This window comes from Lacticaseibacillus parakribbianus, assembly GCF_025490915.1.
GTDB lineage: Bacteria > Bacillota > Bacilli > Lactobacillales > Lactobacillaceae > Lacticaseibacillus > Lacticaseibacillus parakribbianus.
In genome coordinates, this window is the sequence record NZ_JANQBA010000010.1 from 32,438 (window position 1) to 50,877 (window position 18,440).

The window sequence follows — 18,440 nt, forward strand, 5'->3', positions numbered from 1 at the left end:
CAGATCACTCCTTTGTTTCCGATAGGCTAACTTTGCGCCAAAGCCGGCGATTTTGCAAGCCAGACCCCGCCTAATCTAGGCTGCCGGTAGCCTGCTGAAGCCGCGCCAGGTGGGCGCGAAGCGGCGCAAGCTCCGCCGCATCAAGCGTCGGGTCGGCCGCAAACAGCGCGGCGGCCACCTGCTGGGCGGCCTCGAGCGTGGCAAAATCGGCGACGGGATCGGCCACCGCAAACTCCGGCAACCCGCTTTGCTTGTCGCCGAACAGGTCGCCGGAGCCCCGCAGCGCGAGGTCTTTTTCCGCCAGCTCAAAGCCGTTGGTGGTCGTCGTCATGATCTGCATGCGCTCGACGCCGGCGTCGTTTTTGGGGTCGGCGATCAAGACGCAGTAAGCTGCGGCGGCCCCGCGACCGACCCGGCCGCGCAGCTGGTGGAGCTGGGCGAGCCCGAAGCGATCGGCGTCAAAAATCGCCATCACCGTCGCGTTGGGCACATCGACGCCGACCTCGACCACGGTGGTCGACACCAGGACCTGCACCTCATTGGCGGCGAAGGCCCGCATGATCGCGTCCTTCTCGTCCGGCTTCATCTGCCCGTGCAACAGCGCGACGTTAGCCTTGCCCGCAAAGGCCTGGCCGAGCTTTTCGTAAAGCTGCTCCGCGTTTTGCAAGTCGACCTTCTCGGATTCCGCGATTAACGGCGTGATAGCGAAGACCTGGTGGCCAGCGGCGAGCTCCTGGCGCATTCGGTCTAGCGCGTGCCCCACCTGGTTCTTGCGCAACCAGCTGGTGGTAATCGGCTTGCGGCCGGCCGGCAGCTCGTCGATGCTTGACACATCCATCTCGCCGTATGCGGTGATCGCCAGCGTCCGGGGGATCGGCGTCGCGGTCATCGCCAGCAGGTCGGGCCGCAAGCCCTTTTCCTGCAGCACCCGTCGCTGGTTGACGCCGAAGCGGTGCTGCTCGTCGATCACCACCAAGCCGAGGTTGGCGTAATCCACGCCTTTTTGGATCAGCGCGTGGGTGCCGATCACGATGTCAACGGCGCCGCTTTGCAGCCCGGCCAGAATCGGCCGCCGGGCGGCCGCGCTGGTCGAGCCGGTCAACAGCGCGACGTTGACGTTCAGCGGGGCGAAGAGCTTGGTCAGCTTCGCGAAGTGCTGCTCGGCCAGCACTTCGGTCGGCACCATCAAGGCGGCCTGGTAGCGGGCGGTCACGGTTGCGTACATCACGATGGCGGCCACGATGGTCTTACCCGAGCCGACGTCGCCTTGCAACAGACGGTTCATGTGCCGCGGGGCCCGGAGGTCGCCGCAGATTTCGTTGACCACGCGCTTTTGCGCCGCGGTCAGGGTGAACGGCAACGTCTGAATCAGCCCCCGCACGGCCTGGTTGTCGTAGGGAATCGCCAGCCCGTTGGCCGCGGCGTGGTCGTCTTGGCGCAGCGCCTGAATCTGGCACTGAAACAAGAAGAACTCGCGAAAAATCGCGCTGCGTCGCGCCGCCTTGGCCTCTTGGGCCGAGTCCGGGAAGTGCATGCCGTGGACAATCGCCGCGTCGTCGAGCAGGCGAAACTTGGTGCGAATGGCCGCCGGCACCACGTTCCCCATCGCCTTCGCCTCTCGGGTGTAGGCGGCCTTGACCAGCTCCAACACCGTGCTTTGCCGCACGTGCTTGTTCACCGGGTAGATGCCGGCCAGCTCGGGCGTCTCCGCGGTTTGGGTGGCCAGCACCTTCATGCCGGTCATCGTGTGGCGCTTGGCGTCCCACTTGCCGTAAATCGCGGCCTCTTCGCCCTGCTCGAACTTGTCCTTGAGCCAAGGCTGGTTGAAGAACGTGACCAAAACCACCGCGCGGTCGACCTGCAGTCGCAGGTTCAGCCGGTTCTTGCGCGGCCCGAAGCGGCTGACCACCGGCGGCGCCACGACGACGCCCTTGATGGTCAGCTTCTCTTGATCCGCCGCCTCTGCCAGGTCCTTGACCTGCAGGTCGTCGTAGCGGAACGGAAAATAAAACAGCAGCTCCCCGAGCGTGTGCAAGCCAAGCGTCGCCAGCTGCTCGGCTTTTTTCGGCCCGACGCCGGGCAACACCGTTAACGGATCCATCAATGCCAAGCGCTCGTCCTCCTCGCCAGTCAAAAACAATAGGGCCAGCCACCAGTGTGACCTGCCCTATGCCATTACTCTACGGAAACCAGGTACGGGTAAACCGGCTGGTCGCCCTGGTGAATCTCGACTTCAACATCCGGGTTGGCCGTCGTCACCGCGTCAGTCACGGCCTCTGCCTCCTGCTTGCTGCCATCGGCCCCGACAATCAGCGTGATGATTTCGGAATCCTCATCCAGCATTGCCAAGATCATGTCGGTGGTCGCCTGCTGGCGGTCGCCTTCCGAAATCTTGATCTTGTTGTCGATGATGCCCATCCAGTCGTCCTTGTGAATGGTCAGCCCGTCGATGGTCGTGTCGCGAATCGCCTGGGTGACGGAACCCGACACCACGTTGCCCAGCTCGGCGGCCATCGCCGCCTCGTTGGTCTCAAGCGTTGCCTCCGGGTTGAAGCCCAGCATCGCGGTCATCCCCTGGTTGATGGTGCGGCTTTTGACGATCGCCACGTTGACCGTGGCCGCCTTGGCCGCCTCGGCCGCCGCCATGAAAATGTTGCTGTTGTTCGGCAGCACAATCACGTTTTCGGCGTGGGCGGCGGTGATGGCGTCCAAGATGTCGTTCGTGCTTGGGTTCATGGTCTGACCACCGTTGAGCACGTAGGTGACGCCGAGGCTCTTGAACAGCTCGGCCAACCCGGACCCGGCGGCGATGGTGACCACCCCGGCGGCGGCCAGCGGCTGCGCTTCTTGCGGCGCCTCTTTTTCACGCTCGATGATCGACTCGTGCTGCAGGCGCATGTTGTCGACCTTGATTTTCTCAAGCGTCCCGAACTGCTGGCCGTACTTGAAGACGGTGCCGGGGTGTTCGGTGTGAACGTGAACCTTGACCACCTCGTCGTCGGCCACCACCAAGGTGGAGTCGCCGAGCTGGTTGAGGTACTGGCGGAAGGTCTCGTAATCAAAGGCCTTAGGCGCATCGCCCTGCCCGAGGTTGACCATCATCTCCGTGCAGTAGCCGTACACGATGTCTTCCGGGTTCAGCTGGGCCTGGGCGCCTTGGTGGTGGGTGGCCGAAACCATCTCGCCCATCTCGACTTCATCCGGCACGTAGGCGTCGTCTTCGACCTCACCGGACAGCCCTTCCTTGAAGCCCTCGTAGATGAAGACCAGGCCCTGGCCGCCGGAGTCGACGACGCCGACTTCCTTGAGCACCGGCAGTAGGTCCGGCGTCTTGGCCAATGCGCGTTTGGCGGCCTTGACCACCGCGTTCATCACCACCACGGCGTCTTCGGTGCCGGCCGCGGCCTTGAGCCCGGCCTTGGCGCCTTCCCGCGCCACCGTCAAAATGGTGCCTTCAACCGGCTTCATCACCGCCTTGTAGGCCGTTTCCACCCCACCGGCGAACGCATCGGCAAGGTCCTGGGCGGAAAGCGTGTCCTTGGCGGCGACGCTTTTGGCGAAACCGCGGAACAGCTGGGACGAAATGACGCCGGAGTTGCCCCGGGCGCCCATCAGCAGGCCCTTGCCCAGGTGCTTGGCCAGCTCACCGACCTGATCGCTGTCGCTTTCAAGGACCGCCTTGGCCCCGGTTTGGAAGGTCAGGTTCATGTTGGTCCCGGTGTCGCCATCCGGCACCGGAAAGACGTTCAGTGAGTTGACGAATTCGGCATTCTTCTTGATGCGGTGTGCGGCGATCCGGATCATGTCCGAGAACTTCGCCGCCGTGATTTCAGTAACTTCCACTCGGTAATTCCTCCGTATTGGTGCCGGTGTGCGGCACACACCGGCCACGATCTGTTAGTCTTCGCCTAAGACACGCACACCTTGCACGATCACCGTGACGGTGTTGGCCGTGACCCCCAGCATGGTTTCGAGGTTGTACTTGACCTTGTCTTGAACGTTGCGGCACACCTCCGAAATCTTGGTGCCGTAGCCAACGACGATGTTGACCTCGACGGTGACGCCGTTGTCGGCTTGCCGCACCACCACGCCGCGCGAGTAATTCTCACGGTTCAGGATTTCGTTGAGATTGTCGCGGATCTGGTTTTTGCTGGCCATTCCGACGATCCCGTAAATATCGGTCGCGGCGCCGCCAACAACTGTCGCGATGACATTGTTCGAGATGTCGATGGTCCCGTACTTGGTTTTGATTTTGACCGCCATGCGCTGACCTCCTAGTGTTAGGGAATGATTGAGGCGCAAGTCGCCTCGCAACTGGGCCAAGCCTAGTTGGGCTTGGCATTTCTAGACTAGTTTAGCATAGCAAATGCCGTTTTAAAAGTCGGCCGACGCGCTGTCAAGTAAAATAACTTGGCAAAACTTCTTGCAATCGGCGGTGCCCTATGATAAGTTAGTTGAGTGAAAAATCCGTGACTGGATAAGCAAGGAGGTCCGAGAATTGGCAAAAGACGTAATCACAGGTCGCCACACTGTATTTGGCAACAAGCGTTCGCACGCTTTGAACTCCAGCCGCCGCTCCTGGAAGGCTAACCTGCAAAAGGTTCGCATCCTGATCGACGGTAAGCCAAAGCGCGTTTGGGTATCTGCCCGCGCATTGAAATCAGGTAAAGTGACTCGGGTCTAACCTCCCGAGCCCAGGGGCGCCGCTTGCGGTGCCCTTTTTTTGACCAAAAACGCCCCTGGCTCGCACATCTGTGCAAGCCAGGGGCGTTTTTCGTCTTCAGCCGCGGCGGCCGAACAGCTGGCGGGTCGCCCGGCGCAACAGTGCCTTGACCCGCACCGGCTGGACCAGATCCGCCGGCACCGCCAGCGGCAGGGTCGGCTCCTCCGGGGAACGCAGGGACAGGGCCGCGCGGTCCTCAGCCGGCTCGGCGGGGTGATCGGGCCCGGCCTCAGGGCGCTTCGGCGACTCGGCCGCGGCCCCGCCGGCCGGTGACGGCGGCGCATCAACCGGCGCCACGGCAGGCCGCCCCGCCGTCTTTGGTACAGCGGAACCGGCGTCTGGGGCAGCCGACGCCGGCTGCGGCTTGGCCGCACCGAGGAGCCGTGGCGCTTTGGCCGGCTCGGCGGTCGCGACAGGCGGCACCGCCGTGGCCTTTGGCATCAGCGCCTGGGCCAGCGCCTCGAGTTCGGCCTGCGGCGTCGGCCGCCAGGGATCGGCCGGCACGTAGATGGCGCGAACCCGGCCCCCGTCAACGGCCGGGACCCGCAGCGGCTGGGGCAGCCGCTCGAAGGCGGCGTATTCCGGGTACGTGGTGATCGCATGCCCCTGCAGCCCGTAGCAGCGCAAAGCCGGTGCAATCGGATTACCGGCGCGGTCCGTCGGCTCAAGCAGGTACTCGATCACCGCCGGCAGGTACGTGACCGTGACGAAGCGGTGGGCCGGTCGGGTGAAGCCGCTGGCCGGCGACGCCGCCGGCACGGAGCGGTCGGGCACAAAACCAAACCGCGCCGGCGTCGGCACGGCGGCAAAGGCCCCTTGGGGCAGGTAGGCCACGCGCCCGGCCCCGCCGATTTCGGTGTACACCGCCACGTTGACGCGCTGCACCAAGGGCGGTGGCGTCTGGGCCCCGGCCCCGACGTAGGTGATGGTCCGCGTCAAGACGATGAACCGCGGCGTGACCGGCGGTAACACCGTCATGCGGCCGGGCAGCAGATTGATGTCTTGGGCCGCGACGCTCGGGTTGGCCTGCTGCAGCCGCAACCAGCCCCGTGGTGACAGCGTCACCCAGTGGTCGCCGATGGTATCGGTTGTGAGCCCCTCAAAATCCGCGGCGGCAAGGTCTGGGGCGACCAGCCCCGCGAACACGACCGGGTAAGGTTCCTGGGGCGTGGCCCCGGCTTGAATCGCCGAATCGGCGATGCGGATTAGTTTGCGCATAGCGTTCCCTCCTGCGGCTCAGTTGTCGACGGTTTGGCCCCGCCGATCGTGGCTGTCCACCACCGCGACCACGCCTTGGGTGAAGCTGACGGTGACCGGGGTCGAGTCGACGAACTCGTTGGAGGCCCAGGAGAACGGCGTGGCGCTTGACCAATTCAAAAGTGGGTACTTGGCGCCTTCAATCGTCAGCCCGGCCACCGCCGTCAGCGGCACGATGCCCAAGTAGCGGTAGCCGGCCGGCAGCAGCTGATGGGTGCCTGCCCGGTAGAAGCGAACCCGGTTTTGGGCGTCCAGTACCTCAAGCTGCTCGGTGAAGGCCGCAAAGCGCGGCTGCGTCGGCAAAAACAGGTTGCTCAGCAGGTGATCCAGCCGACCGCCGGTGGCGGCTAACAGCCGCACCCGCTCGGCGCCGGCGGCAAAGGCCAGCCGCACCGCCATTTCCGTGTCCGTTTCGTCCTTTTCCGGCGGAGCCGTGTAGCGCGTCGCCACCTGGGCGGCGACCCGGTCTCGTTCGGCCGGCGTCAGCGAATCAAAATCCCCGACGGCAAACGTCGGCACGACCCCCGCCTCAAGCAGGTGCAAGGTGCCGCGGTCGACCCCGACCCAGTCGCCGTCAAGCTGTTGCCAGTCGGCTGGCAGCAGCTCACGCGGTCCCCCGACCATCAGATTCAGCGTGGTCATCGCGCCACCTGCCGCAGCTTCGCGATCTGCGTCGCCGGGCGGCCGGCCGCGTAGATGAACGACCCGGCCACCAGAATGTCGGCGCCGGCGGCCAAGACGGCCGGCGCCGTGACCGCCGAGATGCCGCCGTCGACCTCGATGTCAAAGCGTAGGCCAAGCCTTTGGCGCAGCGCGGCCAACGCCTTCACCTTTGCGGTCATCGCGGGAATGAACTTTTGACCGCCAAAGCCCGGGTTGACGGTCATCACCAGCACCTGCCCCACCAGCGGCAGCACCTCTTCAATCGTGGCTAGGCCGGTGCCTGGATTGACCACGACGCCTGGCTTGCAGCCGGCCTGTTGCACCGCCTGCAAGGCGCCGTACAGGTGTGGCGTCGCCTCGGCATGCACCAACAGCGTGTCGGCGCCAGCCTTGGCGAACTGCGGAATCCAGCGCTGCGGATCGTCGACCATCAGATGCACATCCAGCGGTAGATTAGTGATTGGCCGAATCGCCGCCACCATCCCCGGGCCAAAGGTCAGGTTCGAGACAAAATGGCCATCCATCACGTCGACGTGCAGCAGGTCGGCCCCGGCCGCCGCCACCGCGTCGATGTCTTGGGCCAAATGGGCAAAGTCCGCGCTCAAAATCGAAGTTGCTATTTTCATCAGATGATCCTCCTTACGCGCCGTCGCCGGCGCCTTCCCCATAAGAATAGCGCAGTCTTCTCGACTGCGCCACTGGCTTATTTTTTGATGTAAGTCGGCCGCTGCCCGGCCAGCTCCTGGTGAAACTGCACGTAGTTATCGTAGCGGCTTTGCATGATGGTGCCGGCCGCCACCGCCGCCTTGACCGCACACTTGGGTTCGGCCAGGTGCTGGCATGAGCGAAACTTGCAGTCGCCGGCCACCGCCACGAACTCGGGGAAGCGGTCACGCAGGTTATCCAGTGTGACGTCCAGCAGGTTCAGCGAGCTGAACCCCGGCGTGTCGGCCACTAACCCGCCGTCCGTCGCGAACAGCTCGGTCGTGCGGGTGGTGTGGCGGCCGCGGTTCAACGCCTTGGAAATCTCCCCGGTGGCCAGCTCGAGCCCCGGCACCAGGTGGTTCAGCAGCGTCGACTTGCCGGCCCCGGTTTGCCCGGTGAAAATGGTCAGCCGGCCGGCGAAGGTCCGGCGAACCGCCGCCAGCGTTGCCGACCCAAACGGCGGCTCGCTGTGAAAGCTCGCGTAGCCGATCGCCGCGTAGCCGGCCAGCGCCTGGGTGATTCCGGCAAGCCGACTCGCGCTCACCAGGTCCGTTTTGGTCAGGTAGATGCCGGCGTGAATCTGCTGGCCCTCCAGGTAGACCAGGAAGCGGTCCAGCAGGTTGAGCGAAAAGTCCGGCTCGGCCGCCGCAACCACCAAAAGCGCCTGGTCGATGTTGGCCACCGGCGGCCGCTCCAACAGGTTGGTTCGCGGCAGCACTTCCTCAAGCGCCGCCAGCGTCGCGCCGTCACCCGGCGTGAACCGGGCGAAGTCGCCGACCACCGGGCTGACCTTGCGCTGCCGCAAGTTGCCTCGGGCCCGGGTGCGAAAAATCTGCCCATCCACGGCGATGTCGAAGTAGCCGCTGATCTGGCGGATGATCCGCCCCGTTTTCTGCTCATCACTCACTAATACTGTCCTCCGATTGCACGACCGTCCCGTCGTTGACGATTTTGTAGGCGCCGGCCGTCACCTTGTCGTTGAGCACGAAGGTCAGCGTCACCGACTGATCGGCGGTGATGGTCAGCGTCTTGTAGACGTTACCGATGCTGTGATCCTTGTCGCCCAGGTAAATTTCAACGGTGTTGGCCACGTTGCTGCTGCTCGAGTCGGCGCTTGAGCTGTCGCTGGAAGCGGTGTCGCTTGGCGCCTGGTAGCGAATGGTGACGGTCCGCTTGACCGTGGTTTCCTTGGTGGTCGGGTCTTCGCCCTTGGACAGCGTGACCGTGAAGCGGTCGCCGGCCTTCACCTGCGTGTCGGCCGGAATGCTTTGGGCCATCACTTGGTCCTCCGGGTACTTGTCCGAGTAGTCACTCTCGAAGTTGACGCTCAGGTTGTTTTCGGTCGCCCAGTCCAAAACCGTGGCGCGGTCCTTGCCGGTCAGGTCGATCATCGTGATCGTCTGGGTGCTGGAGCTCGAACTTGAGCTTGCCGCCTTGGCCGCCTTGGCCACGGTGAAGGTGATCGTCGTCTCCTTGGCCACCACCTTGGTGCCGGCGGTTGGGTCCTGGCTCAAAATCGTGCCGGGCACCGCCGACCGCGATGTCTTCTTCTTCTGCTTGACCGTGAAGCCGCGGTCCTCGAGGTCGGCCTTGACATCCGCGTAGCTTGCACCGGTGTAATCGGACAGCGTCACCTTCTTGGCCCCCTTGGACAGGGTGATGGCGACCTTGGCGCCGGCCTTCAGGCTGGTGTTGGCCTTGGGGTCGCTTTTAATCACGCGGTCTCGATCGACCTTGCTGGAGTAAGCGGTGGTCACCGCACCGAGCTCCAAGTTACGGCTTTCCAGTGCCGTTTCGGCTTGCGCCCGGGTCATGCCGGTGAGATCCGGCACCGCGTAGTCGCCTTGCTTGCCGGAAAAGGCGTAGGCCAACCCGGCCACAATCATCAAAAGCACCACGCCCAGCAGCACGAATGGCCAGTACTTGGCCCAAAAGCGCCGCTTCTTGGCCGGCTTGGCCGCCGGCGCCGGTTCGGGCTTGGCAACCGCCGCTGGCTTGGGCGTCGCTTGCGCTGCGGCCAGCGCCGGCGTCGGAATCACCTTGGTCTCTTCCAAGCTCCCATCGACCGGCACCGCATACTTGGCCTCCCGGGCCCGGGTCGGCGACAGCGCGGTTTTGAGGTCGAGGCTCATCGCATCCGCGCTGGTGTAACGGTTGCTCGGGTCCTTGGCGGTTGCCTTGAGCACCACGTTTTCAAGCGCCTGGGGAATCCGCGGGTCGAAGTCTCGCACCGACGGCATGTCCTCTTGGAAGTGTTTCAAGGCGATGGACACCGCCGAGTCGCCTTCGAAGGGTACGGTGCCGGTCAGCATCTCAAAGAGAATGATGCCAAGCGCGTAGATGTCGCTTTGGCGCGTCGGCATCGAGCCTCGCGCCTGCTCGGGCGACAGGTAATGCACCGACCCCAACAGCGAGTTGGTCTGGGTCATCGAGTTGTCCGACAGCGCCACGGCGATGCCAAAATCGGTGATTTTGGCGTTGCCATCCGCGTCGATCAGGATGTTTTGCGGCTTCAAGTCGCGGTGAATGATGTTGTGGTCATGCGCCATCTGCACCGCGCTGAGAATCTGGGTCATGATGTCGACCACCCGCTGGTACGGGATCGGGAAGTGTTCGACGATGTACTTCTTGAGGTCCGACCCCGGCACGTACTCCATCACCAGGTACTGCTGACCGTGGCTTTCCCCGACGTCGTAGATGGCCACGATGTTGGGGTGAACCAGCTCGGTGGTCGCCATCGCCTCGCGCTGGAAGCGGCGAATCGTGTCCGGATCGTTTTGCAGGTCCAGCCGCAGCACCTTGACGGCCACGTCGCGATCCAAAATCAGATCGTGGGCCAGGTAGACGTTGGCCATGCCGCCTTCCCCCAGCGTTTTGAGCAGCTGGTAGCGCTCGTTAAGAATGTAGCCTGGTTCGATCAAGCGTCAGCCCCCCTGTCTTGGTGAATAATCAAAGCCGTGATGTTGTCGGGTCCACCGGCCGCATTGGCTTGGTCGATCAAGGACTGGGCCTTGTCGCCAAGCGGCAGGTCGGCGGCAAGTACCGCCGCAATCGCCGCGTCCGGCACCTGGTTGGTCAGCCCGTCAGAGCACAGTAGCAAGTAGTCATCTGGTTCCATGTCGTAGATGGTGACATCCGCATCGACATCGGCCGACACCCCGAGGCTTCTGGTGATCACGTTTTTTTGTGGGAAGTTCTTGGCCTCCTGCGGGGTCAGCTCGCCGGTCTTGACCAGTTCGTTGACCAGGCTGTGGTCCTCGGTGATCTGCATCAGCCGGCCGCGGCGGTACAGGTAGCAGCGCGAATCGCCGATGTTGGCCACCACGAAGCGCGAACCCGAGATGATCACGGCCACCAAGGTGGTGCCCATGCCGGTCAGGTCCGAGTACTGCTGCGCCTTTTCGAGGATCACCGCGTTTTCTTCCTGCAGCTCAAATATCAGCCACCGCACGATGGTCTCGACATCGGTGGTACCGGTTTTTTCGAACGCGTAGCCGATGTGCGAAACCGCCATTTCGGAGGCGACATCACCGCCGAGGTGGCCGCCCATGCCATCGGCCACAATCGCCAGGGTCGTGTTGGCGGTGTTTTTGAACAGGCCGACATAGTCTTCGTTGTTCGGCCGCTTCTGGCCGATGTCCGTGCGATACGTGTATTCCATCTTGTACTCCTTAAACTTCAGATGCGTTCCAGGCTCGCGATGAAAAAGCCGTCGGTGCCGTAGTCATCCGGGAACACCTGCAGCGCCGGGGCCCCGTGAACGCGCGTTAGTGGCTGAGCGGTCGGCACCGCCACTTGGCGGAATTCCGGGTGTTTGGCCAAAAAGGCGGCGACGACGTCTTGGTTCTCCTCTTGGACCATGGTGCAGGTCGAGTAGGTCAGCCTTCCCGTTGATTTTACCAGAGGCGCCACCGCCTCAAGCAGGCTCAGCTGAATCTTTGGCAAATTCTCAAGGTCTGAAGGTGTCTTGCCGTAGCGAATCTCCGGCTTGCGGCGCAAGAGCCCAAGCCCCGAGCAAGGCGCGTCGACCAGCACCCGGTCAAAGCTGGCCGGCTCAAACACGTCAGCGGCCTGCCGGGCGTCCATCGCCTGGGCGTGAACCCGGTCGGCCACCCCCAGCCGCTTGGCGTTTTGCTCAATCAGGCGAACCTTGTGCGGGTGCAAGTCAAGGGCGACGACCTCCCCGCCAACCGCCGGGTCCAGGAACTGGGCGATGTGGGTGGTTTTGCCGCCGGGGGCGGCGCAGGCATCAAGCACCCGGTCGCTGGGGCGAAGCGCAAGGCTTGGGGCCACCAGCATCGAGCTTTCATCCTGGAGGGTGAAGGCGCCGACGGCAAACTCCGGCAGCCCGGCGAAGTGGCCGCCAGGGGCCACGATGCCATCCGGCGACAGCTCGCTGGGGGCAACCTCTGGGAAGCGATCGGCTAGCTGGGCCAACAGTTCCGCTCGCGTCCCCTTGGTGGTGTTGACCCGCAGGCTGGCCGCCGGCGGCTGGTTAATCGCCGCCAGAATCGATTCGCACTTGGTGGCGCCGAGCTGCTGTTGCAGCTTGGCCACCAGCCACATCGGGACGCTGTAGGTGATGCTCAGCCGCTCGGTCGGGTCTTTGATGGTCGCGGGATCCGGCAGCCCGGTGCGTTGAATGTTGCGCAGGACCGCCGTCACCAGCTTGGCGATGCCGACGTGGCCCAGCTGCTTGGCGATGCGCGTCGATTCGTAAAAAATCGCCCGGTCCGGAATCTTGTCCAGGTAGTGCATCTGATACACCGCGGTCTCAAGCAGCGCCACCACCCAGGCGTCGAGCTTCTTGGCGCCGATGAACGGTGCCAAATCGAAGTCAAGCGTCAGCTGGTGTTGAATCACGCCGTAAACCAGGGTCGTGGCCAGCGCCGCGTCGCGCGGGTCAAGCCGCGCCTGGTTCAGCGTCGCGTCCAGCGCCAAGTTGGCGTAGCTGTGTTGGGTTTTCACTTTGGTCAGAATCTGCACGGCCAGCGTGCGAGGGTCGTTACGCAATGATCAGGTCTCCTTCTTGGATGGTCCGACCGGCGCCGTTCAAAAACGCGGCGATCGGCTGCTGGGCCTTGCCGGCCGGCTGAATCACGTCGACGGCAAAGCTGGTGTGGGCCCCGGCGGCAATCACCAGGGTTTTTTTGGTTCGCGCAATCACCGTTCCCGGCGCCGCGTCGGTCGGCACCGCTTGCGGCGTGATCGCCCAAAGCTTAGTGCGTTCGCCGTTGAGCGTCACCCAGCCCCCGACGGCCGGCCGCAAGCCCCGCACCCAGTTGTCCAGCTTGCTAGCGGGAAGCGTGATGTCCAGGTGTTCCTCTTCCTTCTTGATGGTCGGGGAGAACGTCACCAGCGCCGGATCCTGCGGCACTTTTTGGGCGGTGCCGGCGATGAGCGCCGGCAGCGTCTGCATCAACAGGTCACGGCCCAGCTCACTGAGCTTGGCAAAGGCGGTGCCGGTGTCGTCGGCCCGGGTCAGTGGCAGCTTGGCCTGCGCGTACATGCCGCCGGCGTCCATCTGCTTGACCATCTCGATGATGGTCACCCCGGTTTCGGCGTCGCCGTTGATAATGCTGTACTGAATCGGCGCCCCGCCGCGGTACTTGGGCAGCAGCGAGCCGTGAACGTTGACGGCGGCAATCTTGGCCGCGTTCAAGAAGCGCGTCGGCAGGAACTGCCCGTAAGCCGCCGTGATGATCAGATCCGGGGCAAGCGCAATCGCCTGCTCAAGCTCCGGTGAGCCGGACAGCTTCTCCGGCTGCAGTACCGGAATGTTCAGGGCCACGGCCGCCTGCTTGACAGGCGACTGGTGCAGCACCTGCTTGCGGCCAACCAGCCGATCCGGTTGGGTCATCACGGCCACCACGTCGTAGCTTTGGGCCACGGCCTGAAGAATCGGCACCGCAAAGTCTGGGGTGCCTAAGAAAATAATCGATGTCATGTGTTTTGCTGTGCGGCCGGGCCAGCCGGTCGCACGTTTCCTTTCAGTCTTGATGTTGCGCTCACAAAAAGCTTTGGGGCTCTCTGTCGATAGCCACGAAAAAGCCGCTGCGGGTGCTTTTTTGCGTCTGATCCAGCACCGCGGCCAGCGTTTCGGCCAGTCGCGGCTCCCGCTTGTACTTCACCACCAGCTGGTAGATGTAGCGGTTTTTCAGCCGGGCGATGGCCGCCGGCGACGGCCCCAGCACGATCGCGCTTGGGCTCAGGACCCGCTGCAGCTGGGCGGCTAGGCTGTAAATGGCCTTGGCCGCCTGATTCTCGTCTTGGTGGCTGACGGTCAGCTTAATGGTGAAGTAGTACGGCGGATAGTTCCCGCGGTGGCGAATCGCCATTTCCTGGGCAAAAAAGCCCTCGTAGTCATGGTTTTGCGCGTATTGGATGGCGTAGTGATCCGGGTTGTAGGTCTGGATGAACACCTCACCGGCCTTGTCGGCTCGCCCGGCGCGGCCCGAGACCTGCGTCAGCAGCTGGAATGTGCGTTCCGCGGCGCGAAAGTCGGGCATCGAAAGCCCGGTATCCGCGTTGATCACCCCGACCAGCGTGACATTGGGGAAGTCCAAGCCCTTGGCGATCATCTGCGTTCCCAGCAAAATATCGGCCTCGCCTTGGCCAAACGCGTTCAAAATGCGCTCGTGGCCGCCTTTCTTGCGGGTGGTGTCGACGTCCATGCGCAGCACCCGCGCCGTCGGCAGCAGCGCGTGGAGTGCCTGCTCGACCTTTTGGGTGCCGGTGCCGTAGTAGCGAATCTTGTTGGAACCACAGCTCGGGCAGCGCGTGGGGATTGGCTCCTCATGGCCGCAGTAGTGACAGCGCAGCGTGTGGGTGTCCATGTGCAGCGTCAGGCTGATGTCGCAGTTGGGACACTGCACGACAAAGCCGCACTCGCGACACATCACAAAGCTCGAATAGCCGCGGCGGTTGAGCATCAGCACGCTTTGCTCGTGTCGCGCAAGCCGCGCCTGCAAGGCCGCAAGCAAGGGCTTGGAAAAATCGCCCTGGCCGCCTTGCTGCATGGCCTGGCGCATGTCGATCACGTGAACCGGCGGCAGCGGCCGCTGGTTGATGCGGTGCGGCAGCACCAGCCGGGTGTAGACGTGCTTGGCCGCCCGGGCTCGTGACTCTAGGCTCGGCGTGGCCGACCCCAGTACCACCGGCGCGTGGGCGAGCAAAGCGCGGTGCAAGATCACGTCTCGGGCGTGGTAGCGCGGCGCGTCGTCTTGCTTGTAGCTTGACTCGTGCTCTTCGTCGATGATGAACACCCCGATGTTGGCCAAAGGCGCGAACGCGGCGCTTCTGGCGCCGACCACCACCTTGGCCTCGCCGCGCTGAATGCGCCGCCACTCGTCGAACTTCTCGCCATCCGACAGGCCGCTGTGCATCACCGCCACGGTTGCCCCAAAGCGCCCCTTGACGCGGTGAACCATCTGCGGGGTCAGCGCAATTTCGGGCACCAGCATCATCGCGTTTTGACCGCGCTTCAAGGCGGCGGCCATCACCTGCAGGTAAACCTCGGTTTTCCCGGAGCCCGTCACCCCTTCAAGCAAGAAGGTCTCTGGCTTACGGGCACTCACCGCTTGCGTCACCGTCTTCACCACCGTGGCCTGCTCCGGCGTCAGGGCCAACGGCGCGGTCTTGGCGCGGTGGTCGAGCTGCTCGTACGGGGCCCGGTAGACCTCGCGGGATTCCAAGGTCAGCCAACCGCGTTTGGCCGCGGCCACCAGCTGGGCTCGGGTCACCTGCTTGACGCTGGCGGCGGCCGGCTGCTCGCCTTGGGCCTGCCAGCCTTCTAGAAGCGCCAGCAGCGCGTGCTGCTTGGCGGCGTTGGGCCGCAGCTTCGCCTTTTCGGCGGCCCAGTCGAGCGGCTGGGGGACGATGTAATCGGCGGTTTTGACCTTGGCGCGGTCCTTGGCCGCATAGTCCACCCGCAGTGCGTCGGCCTGAATCAGCTTGGCCACCGTGGCCTCGGGCAGGTCGGCGACCGGCCGGCTGTTGGCGCCTGCCAGCAGCGCGACGGCCGCCGGAGTCGGCTTGGGCCCAAGCGTCACGGACTTGATGGTGTCGACCTTGAGCATCGTCGGCAGCATCGTCTGAATGCAGGTGATCCAAAAGGCGAAGGTGGTGTCGGCCAGCCACTTGGACAGGGCCAGCCCCTCCGCATCCAGCACCGGCGCGTAATCCAGCACCGCAAGCACCGGCTTGAGCTCACCGGTATAGTCGCTGACGGTGTCGACGGCCACCACCATGCCGGCAACCTGGCGACTGCCGCGGCCAAAGCCGACCCACACCCGCATGCCGGGCTGAATCGCGTCGGCTAGGGCGTTGGGAATCGCGTAGTCGAAGGGGCGGTCGGTTTGCATCGTCGGCACGTCGACGATCACCTTGGCCACGGCGGTCACAGTGCGGCCTCGATGCGGTGCAAAATGGCCGCGGCGACGGCCACCTTGCTGGCGGCCGGCACCGCCTCGGGCTCGCGGCTGGGTGCCAGAAGCGTCACCTGGTTGACGTCTTGGTTGAAGCCAATGCCCGGCCCCACCCGGTTGGCCACCAAAAGATCCGCGTGTTTGGCGGCGAGCTTTTGCTGCGCGTTTGCCAGCAGGTGGTCCGTTTCGGCGGCAAAGCCGACGACCAGCTGGTGCGTCTTCGTGGTACCCAGTGTCTTCAGAATGTCTTGGGTCTGGGTCAGCTCAAGGCTCAGGCCGGCGGTACCGGTTTTTTTGAGCTTGAGGTCGGCGGCCGAAACCGGGCGGTAATCCGCCACCGCCGCGGCCATGATTGCCACGTCGCTTTCGGCAAAGGCCGCAAGCACCGCCTGGGTCATCTGCGCGGCACTGGCCACCTTCACCACCGTCACGTCGGGCAGCACCGGCTGCGTCGCGGTGGTAATCAGGGTGACCCTAGCGCCGGCCGCCGCGGCCACGTTGGCCAGCGCGGTGCCCATTTTGCCGCTGGAGTCGTTGGTCAGATACCGCACCGGATCCAGCCGCTCGCGGGTGCCGCCGGCCGTGACCAGCACGGTGCGTCCGGCCAGGAAGGCCGCAGGCTGGTAGGTGGCGATGAACGCCGCAATCACGCTGGGCTCGGGCATCCGCCCGACCGCCGCGTACCCCTCGGCCAAAAAACCAGTGGCTGGCTGCAGCACCCGAAAACCCAGCGCCTTGAGGTGGGCGATGTTTTGCTGAGTCTGCGGGTTTTGCCACATCTGGTCGTTCATCGCCGGCACCAGGAGCTTGGGTCCGTTGAACGCAAGCAGCGTGGTGGTGACCACGTTGTCGGCCAGGCCAAAGGCGAGCTTTGCCAGCGTGTTGGCCGTCGCCGGTACCACCACCGCTAGGTCCATCCAGTGGGCCAAGGCGACATGCGCCACGTGCTCCGGGTTCTGCTCGGCGTCAGCGTCGGTCAGAACCTGCGCCTTGCTGACGGTCGCCAGTGTCGTCGGCGTCACGAAGGCCGCGGCGCTTGGGGTCATCGCCACGCGAACCTCGTGCCCCGCCTTGATCAAGTCCCGCACGATGCCCGGCACCTTGTAGGCGGCGATGCCGCCGGTGACGAACACCCCGATGTGTTGGGTCATCCCGAATTCCTCCTTGCGCTTTTGGGTTCATTATACCAAAAACTTTCGCCGCCTAAACGCAAACAACGGCCAACCCCTTCGGATTGACCGTTGCAAGACTATCAGGCTTCGTGGTCGAGCTTCTCCGCGTCGCGCTCCAACAGCTTGGAGTCCGGATCGATGATCACATCGCCGGCCGCGACTTCCTCAAGCGCCTGGCCGACGGTTTTCTTCGAGCGGTAGACAGACAGCATGCGAATGCTGCCTTGCGTCTCGAGCTCGTGGGCCCGCTTGGCCGCAAGCACGGCCAGCGAGTAGCGAGACGGCACCTTGGCCAGCAACTTATCGATGGATGGGTAAATAATCATGACTATCTCCTTTGGCAAAAACGCCGGGTTAGTTGACCATGTTCTTGTAGCGATCGATTACGCGGGGCACGCGCAGGTGTTCGCTTTCGATGATGCGTTCGATGCGCTGGACGGCCTTTGGGACCTCGTCGTTGACCACCGCGTAGTCGTAGTTGGCCATCATCTGAATCTCTTCTCTGGCCTGGGTGATGCGTTTTTCAATCACCTCGGCCGAGTCGGTGCCGCGGCCGGTCAGGCGATTCTTGAGCTCGACCAAGTCGGGCGGGGTCAGGAAGATGAACACACCGTCGGGACACTTCTCACGCACCTGCATCGCGCCCTTGACCTCAATCTCGAGCAACACGTCGCGGCCCGAATCCAGCGTCTGGTTCACGTACTTCAGTGGCGTGCCGTAGTAATTGTCGACGTACTTCGCGTACTCGAGCATCTGGCCGTCCGCGATTTCCTGTTCGAACTGGGCCTTGGTGCGGAAGTAGTAGTCCACTCCGTCCTGCTCACCTGGGCGCATATTGCGCGTCGTCATTGAGACCGAGTACTGAAAATCCCGGTAGTCACCTTCCAGCATGGCTTGCCGAACCGTCCCCTTGCCGACCCCGGATGGACCCGACAGCACGATCAGCATTCCCCGTTCATGCATGCTCTAACCTCTTTCATTCACTGTATTAGGACTATTATGCGTGTTTTCAGGGCAAATATCAACCCGCAATCCCGCGCGGCCGCCGCCGAAAAAAAGTTGCCGCGACCGCTTGTCTTTTAGAACGTTTGTTCGTATAATGGGGTCACAAACAAACGTTCGGAGGTCCTCACAATGGAAAACAAAGCGCATCGGCTTCAAGCGGTTACCCTCACCCTGCTCAACAACGCCCGGGAGTTCTTCGACCTCGCCACCCCTGCCAGCGCGATGCCGGTCAGCCAGCTGACCTACTTTGCCACGCAGGCCCAGGCTCGCCACTACCTGGTCGCCTTGTACTTTCAGGGGGAAGACCAGCCGATGATCGGCCACGTCACCCGGCACCTCGGAGGCGACCGCCTGTTGATTCAGGGCTACCGCAGCAACGTCGTGCGGGTCGCGCCACTGGCGCAGCTGCGCTACCTCAAGCGGGTGTAAGCCTCCGCGCCTCGGCGTGGCCGGCCGCCGCTCAGTCGCCAAGCCGACCGTGGGAGCGGG

Annotated in this window: 17 protein-coding genes; 2 read left to right on the top strand and 15 right to left on the bottom strand. The window is 63.8% G+C overall.

Annotation, left to right across the window (positions count from 1 at the left end):
• Positions 1-70: 70 nt before the first annotated feature.
• The 3 genes from recG to NUH19_RS09095 all read right to left on the bottom strand — a co-directional run bounded on the left by recG (position 71) and on the right by NUH19_RS09095 (position 4,263).
• Complete coding sequence (recG, locus tag NUH19_RS09085; RefSeq protein WP_262316241.1) at positions 71-2,110, bottom strand: ATP-dependent DNA helicase RecG; 2,040 nt, start codon at positions 2,108-2,110, stop codon at positions 71-73.
• A 65-nt stretch (positions 2,111-2,175) separates the two neighbouring features.
• Entirely contained in the window at positions 2,176-3,843 is a 1,668-nt protein-coding gene (locus NUH19_RS09090) for a DAK2 domain-containing protein (protein ID WP_262316242.1), read from the bottom strand.
• A 54-nt stretch (positions 3,844-3,897) separates the two neighbouring features.
• Positions 3,898-4,263: an Asp23/Gls24 family envelope stress response protein gene (locus tag NUH19_RS09095; RefSeq protein WP_262316243.1), complete on the bottom strand. Its 366-nt coding sequence runs from the start codon at positions 4,261-4,263 to the stop codon at positions 3,898-3,900.
• A gap of 235 nt (positions 4,264-4,498) precedes the next feature.
• Between NUH19_RS09095 and rpmB the strand changes: the two genes are divergently transcribed.
• Positions 4,499-4,684, top strand: a complete 186-nt coding sequence (gene rpmB / locus NUH19_RS09100; protein ID WP_225047517.1) for a 50S ribosomal protein L28 — start codon at positions 4,499-4,501, stop codon at positions 4,682-4,684.
• Between the two features lie 96 nt (positions 4,685-4,780).
• Here the strand turns inward: rpmB and NUH19_RS09105 are convergent, their stop codons facing one another.
• The 12 genes from NUH19_RS09105 to gmk all read right to left on the bottom strand — a co-directional run bounded on the left by NUH19_RS09105 (position 4,781) and on the right by gmk (position 17,909).
• Positions 4,781-5,941 (bottom strand): hypothetical protein, encoded by a 1,161-nt coding sequence (locus tag NUH19_RS09105; protein WP_262316244.1) that lies wholly within the window; start codon positions 5,939-5,941, stop codon positions 4,781-4,783.
• Positions 5,942-5,959: 18 nt separating this feature from the next.
• Positions 5,960-6,622, bottom strand: a complete 663-nt coding sequence (locus NUH19_RS09110) for a thiamine diphosphokinase (RefSeq protein ID WP_262316245.1) — start codon at positions 6,620-6,622, stop codon at positions 5,960-5,962.
• On the bottom strand, positions 6,619-7,269 hold the full coding sequence (gene rpe / locus NUH19_RS09115; protein ID WP_262316246.1) for a ribulose-phosphate 3-epimerase: 651 nt from the start codon (positions 7,267-7,269) through the stop codon (positions 6,619-6,621). The genes NUH19_RS09110 and rpe overlap by 4 nt, the downstream gene beginning before the upstream one ends.
• A 77-nt stretch (positions 7,270-7,346) precedes the next feature.
• Positions 7,347-8,255, bottom strand: a complete 909-nt coding sequence (gene rsgA, locus NUH19_RS09120; RefSeq protein WP_262316247.1) for a ribosome small subunit-dependent GTPase A — start codon at positions 8,253-8,255, stop codon at positions 7,347-7,349.
• Positions 8,248-10,269: a Stk1 family PASTA domain-containing Ser/Thr kinase gene (gene pknB, locus NUH19_RS09125; RefSeq protein ID WP_262316248.1), complete on the bottom strand. Its 2,022-nt coding sequence runs from the start codon at positions 10,267-10,269 to the stop codon at positions 8,248-8,250. Before pknB ends, rsgA begins: the two co-directional genes overlap by 8 nt.
• On the bottom strand, positions 10,266-11,009 hold the full coding sequence (locus NUH19_RS09130) for a Stp1/IreP family PP2C-type Ser/Thr phosphatase (protein ID WP_262316249.1): 744 nt from the start codon (positions 11,007-11,009) through the stop codon (positions 10,266-10,268). Before NUH19_RS09130 ends, pknB begins: the two co-directional genes overlap by 4 nt.
• A 17-nt stretch (positions 11,010-11,026) precedes the next feature.
• On the bottom strand, positions 11,027-12,361 hold the full coding sequence (rsmB, locus tag NUH19_RS09135) for a 16S rRNA (cytosine(967)-C(5))-methyltransferase RsmB (RefSeq protein ID WP_262316250.1): 1,335 nt from the start codon (positions 12,359-12,361) through the stop codon (positions 11,027-11,029).
• Positions 12,354-13,295, bottom strand: coding sequence for a methionyl-tRNA formyltransferase (fmt, locus tag NUH19_RS09140; protein ID WP_262316251.1), 942 nt, complete (start codon positions 13,293-13,295; stop codon positions 12,354-12,356). Before fmt ends, rsmB begins: the two co-directional genes overlap by 8 nt.
• A 61-nt stretch (positions 13,296-13,356) precedes the next feature.
• Positions 13,357-15,750 (bottom strand): primosomal protein N', encoded by a 2,394-nt coding sequence (gene priA, locus NUH19_RS09145; protein ID WP_262316252.1) that lies wholly within the window; start codon positions 15,748-15,750, stop codon positions 13,357-13,359.
• Complete coding sequence (gene coaBC / locus NUH19_RS09150) at positions 15,747-16,925, bottom strand: bifunctional phosphopantothenoylcysteine decarboxylase/phosphopantothenate--cysteine ligase CoaBC (protein WP_262316253.1); 1,179 nt, start codon at positions 16,923-16,925, stop codon at positions 15,747-15,749. Before coaBC ends, priA begins: the two co-directional genes overlap by 4 nt.
• 101 nt (positions 16,926-17,026) lie before the next feature.
• Positions 17,027-17,272 carry a DNA-directed RNA polymerase subunit omega gene (rpoZ, locus tag NUH19_RS09155; RefSeq protein WP_262316254.1) on the bottom strand — a complete coding sequence of 82 codons (246 nt, stop codon included), beginning with the start codon at positions 17,270-17,272 and terminating at the stop codon, positions 17,027-17,029.
• Between the two features lie 28 nt (positions 17,273-17,300).
• On the bottom strand, positions 17,301-17,909 hold the full coding sequence (gene gmk, locus NUH19_RS09160; RefSeq protein ID WP_225047529.1) for a guanylate kinase: 609 nt from the start codon (positions 17,907-17,909) through the stop codon (positions 17,301-17,303).
• Between the two features lie 171 nt (positions 17,910-18,080).
• On the opposite strand from gmk, the gene NUH19_RS09165 reads away from it, so the two are divergent.
• Positions 18,081-18,380, top strand: a complete 300-nt coding sequence (locus tag NUH19_RS09165) for a hypothetical protein (protein WP_262316255.1) — start codon at positions 18,081-18,083, stop codon at positions 18,378-18,380.
• Positions 18,381-18,440 lie beyond the last annotated feature (60 nt).

Coding starts and splice junctions, on each gene's coding strand:
- rpe (WP_262316246.1), bottom strand. CDS start 7,269: ATGAAAATAGCAACTTCGATTTTGAGCGCGGACTTTGCCCATTTGGCC.
- NUH19_RS09095 (WP_262316243.1), bottom strand. CDS start 4,263: ATGGCGGTCAAAATCAAAACCAAGTACGGGACCATCGACATCTCGAAC.
- gmk (WP_225047529.1), bottom strand. CDS start 17,909: ATGCATGAACGGGGAATGCTGATCGTGCTGTCGGGTCCATCCGGGGTC.
- NUH19_RS09105 (WP_262316244.1), bottom strand. CDS start 5,941: ATGCGCAAACTAATCCGCATCGCCGATTCGGCGATTCAAGCCGGGGCC.
- coaBC (WP_262316253.1), bottom strand. CDS start 16,925: ATGACCCAACACATCGGGGTGTTCGTCACCGGCGGCATCGCCGCCTAC.
- rpoZ (WP_262316254.1), bottom strand. CDS start 17,272: ATGATTATTTACCCATCCATCGATAAGTTGCTGGCCAAGGTGCCGTCT.
- NUH19_RS09110 (WP_262316245.1), bottom strand. CDS start 6,622: ATGACCACGCTGAATCTGATGGTCGGGGGACCGCGTGAGCTGCTGCCA.
- fmt (WP_262316251.1), bottom strand. CDS start 13,295: ATGACATCGATTATTTTCTTAGGCACCCCAGACTTTGCGGTGCCGATT.
- NUH19_RS09165 (WP_262316255.1), top strand. CDS start 18,081: ATGGAAAACAAAGCGCATCGGCTTCAAGCGGTTACCCTCACCCTGCTC.
- NUH19_RS09130 (WP_262316249.1), bottom strand. CDS start 11,009: ATGGAATACACGTATCGCACGGACATCGGCCAGAAGCGGCCGAACAAC.